2 protein-coding genes are annotated in these 8,604 nt (G+C 68.8%); both read left to right on the forward strand.

The window, feature by feature from the left end; genetic code table 11:
* The first annotated feature begins 13 nt into the window (after nt 1-13).
* Nucleotides 14-8,446 (forward strand): two-partner secretion domain-containing protein, encoded by an 8,433-nt coding sequence (locus P5F91_RS00985; RefSeq protein WP_277906179.1) that lies wholly within the window; start codon nt 14-16, stop codon nt 8,444-8,446.
* Nucleotides 8,447-8,469: 23 nt separating this feature from the next.
* A partial coding sequence (locus tag P5F91_RS29845) for an MBG domain-containing protein (RefSeq protein WP_422394448.1) occupies nt 8,470-8,604 on the forward strand: 135 nt, incomplete at its 3' end.

The raw sequence follows: 8,604 nt of genomic DNA on the forward strand, positions 1-8,604 counted from the left end.
CCCAGGAGGAATAATGTCCAGCCGCTCCGCGCTTCCGTTCCGCCTTCCCCTGCGCGCCAGGCTGCTGGGATGCACCGCCGTGCTGTCGGTGATGCAGGCGCTGACCCTGCCGGCCATGGCGGGCACGCCTGCACCCGGCACGCTGCCCACGGGCGGACAGGTCCAGGCCGGCACGGCGGGCATCAGTTCCACCGGTCCGGTGATGACCGTCACCCAATCGACGGACAAGGCCATCATCAGTTGGCAGCAGTTCAACGTGGGCGCCGGCGCCACGGTGAATTTCCAGCAGCCCAACAGCTCGGCCATGACGCTGAACCGCGTACGCGGCGGCGATCCCTCCTTGATCGAGGGCGCGATCAAGGCGCCCGGCACGGTCATCCTGGTCAATCCCGGCGGCGTGGTCTTTGGCGGTGGCGCCACGGTGGACGTGGGCGGCCTGGTCGCTTCGACCATGGACATCGCGGATGAGGATTTCCAGAAGGGCCGGCTGGTTTTCAACCGGGGATCGGCCACCGGCTCGGTGGTCAATGGCGGCACTATCACCGCCCGTAATGGCTCGGTGGTGCTGCTGGCGGCGCAGATCCGAAACCTGGGCCTGATCCAGGCGCAACTGGGGTCCGTGGTCCTGGCGGCGGGTGAGACCGTCACGCTGACGCCGGACGGCGGCGCGCCCCTCAAGGTGGATCCCGCCACGGTCGAGGCGCAGATCGAGGCGGGCGGCATCATCCGGGCGCCCGGCGGCACCGTCTACCTCACGGCCCAGGCGCTGAACATCGTGGCCGGCGGCGTCATCAAGGCCACGGGCGTCATCGAGGCCGACTCCCTCACCCGCGAGGGCGGCAAGCTGGTCCTGGACGCCAACGGTCCGATCACCCTGCAGGGCGCCACGCTGAGCGCCAAGGGCGCCACCGGCGGCGGCACGGTCGCGGTGGGAACGGCGGAGACGGCCTCCGTCACCGTGGATGCCGCCAGCCGCATCGACGCTTCGGCCACGGAGACGGGCAAGGGCGGGTCGGTCACCATCAACAGCCAGGACACCGCCGTGCACGGCGTGGTGCTGGCACGGGGCGGGGCGTTGTGGGGCGACGGCGGCGCGGTCGAAACCTCGGGGCACACGCTGGCCTTCGATGGCGTGACGGTGGACGTGGGGTCTCCCAAGGGCAAGGGCGGCACCTGGCTGCTGGACCCCGTCGACCTAACGGTGAACGCCGCTTATGCCGCCGCCATCCAGACGGCGCTGGCCAGCGGCAGCGTCACGCTGCAGACCACCAACACCAGCGTGGGGTACACCGGCGTCACCGCCGGCGGGGTCACCAAGGCCAGCGGCCTGGGCGACATCGCCGTCAATGCCGGCATCACCTGGTCCTCGGCCAACAGCCTGACGCTGGACGCCTATCACGGCGTATCCATCAACGCCGCCCTGTCGGGCACCAGCCTGGTGGTTCTGACCAACGACGGCGGCAGCGGCGGGGTGTTCCGGGTCACCGCCCCGGTGTCGCTGACCACCAGCCTGACGGTCAACAGCACGGCCTACACCCTGGTCACGTCGGCGGCCGCCCTGGCCGCCATCAGCGGCAGCGGCAATTACGCGCTGACCAGCGACCTGGCGCTGACCGGCGCGTGGACGCCCATCGGCTACAGCGCCACGGGCAACAACGCGTCGCCCACCGCCTTCACCGGCACGCTGGAGGGGCTGGGACATACGATCACCGGCCTGACCGTCAATGCCGCCGGGGGCGGTGCTGGCAACCTGGGCCTGCTCAGCGTCATCGGCGGCGGTGGCCTGGTTCAGAACCTGACGCTGTCCGGTGGAACGCTGTTTGGCGGCACGGGCGCCAACCTTGGCCTTCTGGCCGGCCAGAACCAGGGCACGGTGCGCAATGTCGCCGCCTCCGGCACCGTTACCGCCGGCGATGGCGCCAGCGCCGTGGGCGGCCTGATCGGCGGCAACAGCGGCACCGTCACGGCTTCCTCCGCCGCCGTGACCGTTTCCGTTGGCAGCGGCGTGTCCAACGTGGGCGGGCTGGTGGGCGCCCAAACGGCGGGTCTCATCGCCAATAGCTCTGTCACCGGCGCCGTCACGGCCGGCTCGGCCGCCACGGCGGTCGGCGGCCTTGCCGGCTGGGTCGGCGGCGGCACGGTGTCCGGCAGCTACGCCGACAGCAGCCTGACCGTGGGTGACGGCAGCAACCGCGTGGGCGGCCTGGTCGGTTATGGCGACGCGGTCATCACCCAAAGCTATGCCAGTGAGACCATCTCCGCCGGCGGCGGGGTGCAGTATGTCGGCGGGCTGCTGGGATATGGCGACACCGCCAACACCGTCAGCGCCGTCTATGCCATCGGCCCCATGTCGGTGGGCACCGCGTCCGACAGCGTGGGTGGCCTGGCGGGCTATAACGCCGGCACCATCAGCGCCGCCTATGCCACCGGGTCCATCACCGCCGGCGCCGGCACCACCAACATCGGCGGCTTCGTCGGTTCCAATGCCGGCTTGGTGACGGTCGGCTTCTGGGACACGGCGACCAGCGGCCTGTCCGTCGCCTATGGCAGCAATACCGGCACGGTGTCCGCCACGGCCATCGCCGCGAACACGCTGACCACCGCCACCTATGTCGGCTTTGATTTCACCAACGACTGGTATGAGGTCGACGGCCGCACCCGCCCGTTCCTGCGCAGCGAATACGCCACCACCATCACCAACACCCATCAGCTGCAGCTGATGGGTGTGGACCCGACGGCATCCTATGTCCTGGGTAAAAACCTGGACATGAGCGGCACCACGGTGCAGGGCGGTCTTTGGTCCACCAGCGGCTTCACCCCCATCGGGTTCACGACGGTGGGGGGCAATGCCTCCCCCACCGTCTTCACCGGTTCGCTGGACGGCCAGGGCTACACCATCAGCAATCTGACCCTGAGGGCGACCACCTCCCACGGCGTCGGCCTGTTCTCCAGCATCGGCCCCACCGGCTCGGTTGCCAACCTGGGGCTGGTGAACGGCACGATGATCAACTCCTCGGCGGGGACCCAGGTCACCGGCTGGGGCATGCTGGCCGGCAAGTTTTCCGGCACCGTCACCAACAGCTACGCCACCGGCTCGGTCTTTGTCTCCAAGACCACGGGCGTGGGGGGGCTGGTCGGCTATATGTCGGGCGGCACCATCCTGAACAGTTATTCCGGTGTCAGCTTCCTGAACGGCCTGTCGGTGACGGCGGTCGGCGGCTTGGCGGGGCAGGTCTCGGCCCAGTCCTACATCAGTGGCAGCTATGCCACCGGCGGCTTCAGCCTCTCCTCCTTCAACCAGCGTATCGGTGGGTTGGTGGGCGACGCCAATACCATGACGCTGGTCAATTCCTATGCCACCGGCGGCGTCAGCACCGGCAGCAGCGGCGCGCAATATGTCGGCGGCCTGGTCGGCGTCAACACCTTCGGCTCAATCCTGGGCAGCTACGCCACCGGCAATATACTGCTGTCGAGTGCCGCGGCGCGCATCGGTGGCCTGGTCGGTTCCAACTCAGGCACCGTCAGCGGTAGTTATGCTACCGGAACGATCACCGCCACCGGCACCGGCAACCAGTATTTCGGTGGCTTGGTCGGGGTGAACTCCCAAACCACGGCCGGTTCGGCGTCCGCGCTCATCGCCGACAGCTACGCCACGGGCAACCTGTCGGTCGGGGCGGCCACGGGTGTCGGCACCATGGCGCAGTATATCGGCGGGCTGCTCGGTCACCAGCAGAACGGCATCATCAGCGGCAGCTATGCCACCGGCACGGTGTCGGTTGGCCGGACCGCCTTCTACGTCGGCGGCTTGGTGGGGGCGTCGGAGGCATTCAACCTCACCTCCTCATCCGTGCTGGGCAGCTATGCCACCGGCACGGTCATCGCCGGCACGGCGGGCACTGATATCGGCGGCCTCGCCGGTCGCAACTATGGCAGCCTGATCAGGGGCGCCTACGCGACGGGGGCCGTCAGGGCCGGTACCTTATCCAACGGCGTTGGTGGCCTGGTGGGCGAGAACGCCGTCAGCGGCACCGTCATCCCCACGATCGCGCAGAGTTGGGCCAGCGGGTCGGTGTCCGCGGCAGCGGGCGTCAGCGTGGGCGGTCTGGTCGGCAGGATGACCTCCGGCACGGTGATGACCAGCTTCTGGGACACGGTCTCCACCAACCAGACGAACGCCTATGGGACCAGTTCGGCCGGCTCTTTTTCCGCCACGGGGGTCAGTGGCACCGCCGCCTATGCCTCCGCCACGTACAGCGGCTTCGACTTCACCTCCACCTGGTACATGGTGGACGGCTATACCCGGCCCTTCCTGAAGGCGGAAGCCCGGACCACCATCATCAACGCCCACCAGCTTGAACTGATGGGCGCCAACCCGGGCGGAAGCTACGTCCTGGGCGCCAACATCACGATGGCGGAGTTGGCGCTGACTTCGGGCTTGTGGAACACGGCCACCGGCTTCGCCCCCATCGGCATCACGTCCGCCGGCGGCAACGCCAGCCCCACCGCTTTTACCGGCACGCTGAACGGCCGAGGCTACAGCATCAGTGGCATGACCATTGTCAGTGCCGCCAGCGACAACATCGGCCTGTTCAGCGACATCGGTGCCGGCGGCACGGTCACCAACCTGACGCTGACGAACGCCAGGATCAGCGTCGGCGCCGTCAGCGGCGTCGGCCTGGTCGCCGGGCAGAACAGCGGCACCATCAGCGGCGTCCAGACCAACGGCACGATTCTGGCGGCGTCGGGCGCCCAGCGCCTCGGCGGGGTGGCCGGCGTGAATGCCGGCCTCATCACGGCGGCGTACACGGGCGGCACCGTGTCCGCCGTGGCGGCCCAGAGCGTGGGCGGCATCGTCGGCTACAACAGCGCCACGGTCGCCAACAGCCATGCCATCAGCGCGGTCATCGTCGGTGATGGGGCCCAGTCCGTGGGCGGCGCGGTCGGTTATGACGCCGGCACCATCAGCGCCAGCGACGGTATCGGCATCATCCAGGTGGGCAGCGGGGCGCAGGCCGTCGGTGGCCTGGTCGGGTATGAGGCGGGGCTGGTCACGGCCAGTTATGGCGGCGGCACGGTCACGGTGGGCAGTGCCGCGCAGTATGTAGGCGGTCTTGCCGGAACCGTCACCGCGGCGGGCGTCGTCAACGGCGGCTACGGGGCCGCCTCGATCATCGCCGGCGCCGGCGCGGTGGATGTCGGCGGCCTGGTCGGCGCCAACGCCGGCCAGGTGACCGGCGTCTACGCCATTGGCGGCATCCTGGTCGGCAGCGCCGGCACCGCCGTGGGCGGCCTGGCGGGCGCCAACACCGGGACCATCACCGCGGCCTATGCCACGGGCAGCGTCCTCGCGGGCCAGGGCACCACCGTGATAGGCGGACTGGTGGGGCAGAACGACGGCGCGGTGTCGGGCTATTGGGACACGGGCACCACCGGCCTGACCGTGGGCTATGGCGCCAATACCGGCAGCGCCTCGGTCACAGGCATCAGCGGCTCCTCGGTTTATCTCAGTGCCACCTACGCGGCCTTCGACTTCACCAGCGTCTGGTACATGGTCGACGGCTACACCCGCCCCTTCCTGAGGGCGGAGTACAACACCACCATCGTGAACGCCCACCAGCTGGAACTGGTGAACCTCAACCTGACGGCGACCTACACGCTGGGGCGCGATGTTGACGTCAGTGAGGCCACCAGCACGGCCGGCTTGTGGGCGACGGCCACCGGCTTCCTGCCCATCGGCTTCAGCACCAGCGGCAACAACGCCAGCCCAGGCAGCTTCACCGGCACGTTGAACGGCCAGGGCCACGCCATCAACAACCTGGTGATGACCAACGCCACGGCCAGCAACATGGCGCTGTTCAGCGCCATCGGCACCGGCGGCGTCGTGCAGAGCGTGGGTGTCTACAACGGCACGGTGGTGGGCGGCGGCGGCAACGTCGCGCTGCTAGCCGGCAGCAACGCCGGCACCATCTACAGTGCCTACGCCACCGGCACCGTCACGGCCGGCAGTGGCGCCCAGTACGTGGGCGGGCTGGTCGGTGGGAACACCGGCACCATCAGCGTGGCCTATGCCACGGCCGACGTCACCGCCGGCGCCAACGCGGCGGACGTGGGTGGGCTGGTGGGATACAATACCGGCCGGGTCACAGTGGCCTATGCCAGCGGCAGCGTGACGGCGGGGACGGGCGCCGGGGCCGTTGGGGCCTTCGCCGGTGGCAACGACGGCATTGTCGCGGGCGCCTATTGGGATAGTTCCAGCAGCGGCCAGGCCGTGGGCTATGGCGGCGGGACGGGGACGTTCAGCGCCACCAACGTCAGCGGCACGGCGGCCTATGCCTCAGCCACCTATAGCAGCTTCGACCTCACCAACACCTGGTACATGGTCAGCGGCTACACCCGCCCGCTGCTGCGCATGGAATACGGCACGGTCATCAACAACGCCCACGAGTTGCAACTGATCAACCTGGCCATGACGGCCAACTACGTCCTGGGCGCCAACATCACGATGAGCGAGCTGACGCAGGCCGGTGGCCTGTGGAGTTCCGCCGGCTTCGTGCCCCTGGGCCTCAATACCGCCAGCTCGAACAATAGCCCGACCTTGTTCAACGGCACGTTCGATGGCTTTGGCCACAGCATCGTGGGCCTCACCATCAACAACACCGTTTCCAACAACGTCGGCCTGATCAGCTACAACAACGGCACCATTCGCAATTTGAGCGTACTGGGTGCCCGCATCAACGTCGACGCCCCCAACGACGTCGGCATCGTCGCGGGCGAAAGCGTCGCGACCGTCAGCAACGTCTATGCCAGCGGCACCCTCATCGCCTCCGGCGCGGTTTCCTACATGGGCGGCCTGTTCGGATTCATGAGCGGCACCGTGGTGAACAGCGGTGCCGCCGTCACCCTTCAGGTCGGCTTCGCCGCGCAGCAGGTGGGCGGCCTGGTGGGCATCAATTCCGGTTTCCTGTCCGGCAGCTTCGCCACCGGCACCATCTCCGCCGGCAGCGGTGTGCTGAACATCGGCGGCCTGGTGGGGCAGGTCGCGGGCACCGTCAGCAACAGCTACGCCATGGTCAACGTCTCCGTGGCCAGCGGCACCGCCGGCGGCACGGCCATCGGCGGGTTGGCGGGCGTCAACCAGGGCCTGATCGCCAACAGCTATTCCACCGGCAGTGTCACGGCGGGCCCCTCCGCGGTTTCCGTCGGGGCGTTCTTGGGCGACAACCAGAACGCCGTGACCACCAGCTATTGGGACACGACCACGTCGGGCATGACGGTCGGCATTGGTGGCGGCACGGGCACGGCCGCGGACGCCACTGGCTTGGCCACCACCGCCTGGCTGACCAGCGGGCCCATAGCGCAGTCCGTGTTCAGCACGACGGATTGGTTCAACGGCTCACCCTATCCGCTGCTGAAGTCACTGCCCTACATCGTGATCACCGGTTCGGGTAGCGGCGTCTATGGCGCCGCCACCGTCACGGCGACCACCTCCAGTGCCTATGATCAGCTGGGCCGCAGCGTCGGCAGTGGCCTATCCACCTCCGGCATGGTCTGGACCACGAGCGAGGCTCGCTCCGCCGTTGGTTCCTACAGCCTGCTTGGCCTGGGTGGCGCCAGCTATTCCGGCGGTGTCTACCAGTTCTCGTCCTCCGGCACGCTGACGGTGACCCCGGCGGCGCTGACGATCACGGCCAGCGGGGCGACCAAGACCTACGGCACCAGCGCCAGCCTGACGGGCTACAGCAGCAGCGGGCTGGTGAACGGCGACAGCATCAGCGCGGTGACGCTCGCATCCAGCGGTTCCGGCACGGCGGCGTCGGTGGGCAGCTACAGCATTGTGGCCAGCGGCGCCACGGGCACGGGGCTCAGCAATTACTCGGTGAGCTACGCCGATGGCACGCTGACGGTGAACCCTGCCGCACTGACGATCACGGCCAGCGGGGCGACCAAGACCTACGGCACCAGCGCCAGCCTGACGGGGTACAGCAGCAGCGGCCTGGTGAACGGCGACAGCATCAGCGCGGTGACCCTGGCCAGTACCGGCAGCGGCACGGCGGCGTCGGTGGGCAGCTACACCATCACGGCCAGCGGCGCCACGGGCACGGGCGCGGCCAGCGGCGCCACGGGCACGGGGCTCAGCAATTACTCGGTGAGCTACGCTGATGGCACGCTGACGGTGACCCCGGCGGCGCTGACGATCACGGCCAGCGGTGCGAGCAAGACCTACGGTACAGCGGCGTCGGTGGGCAGCTACACCATCACCGCCAGCGGCGCCACGGGCACGGGCCTCAGCAACTACTCGGTGAGCTACGCCGATGGCACGCTGACGGTGAACCCGGCGGCGTTGACCATCACGGCCAGCGGGGCGAGCAAGACCTATGGCACCAGCGCCAGCCTGACGGGCTACAGCGCGGCGCCACGGGGACGGGGCTCAGCAATTACTCGGTGAGCTACGCCGCCGGCACGCTGACGGTGAACCCCGCCAGCCTGACGATCACGGCCAGCGGTGCGAGCAAGACCTACGGCACGAGCGCCAGCCTGACGGGGTACAGCAGCAGCGGCCTGGTGAATGGCGACAGCATCAGCGCAGTGACGCTCGCGTCCGGT

It is taken from the genome of Nitrospirillum amazonense, from assembly GCF_029594735.1.
In the GTDB taxonomy this organism is placed as follows: domain Bacteria; phylum Pseudomonadota; class Alphaproteobacteria; order Azospirillales; family Azospirillaceae; genus Nitrospirillum; species Nitrospirillum amazonense.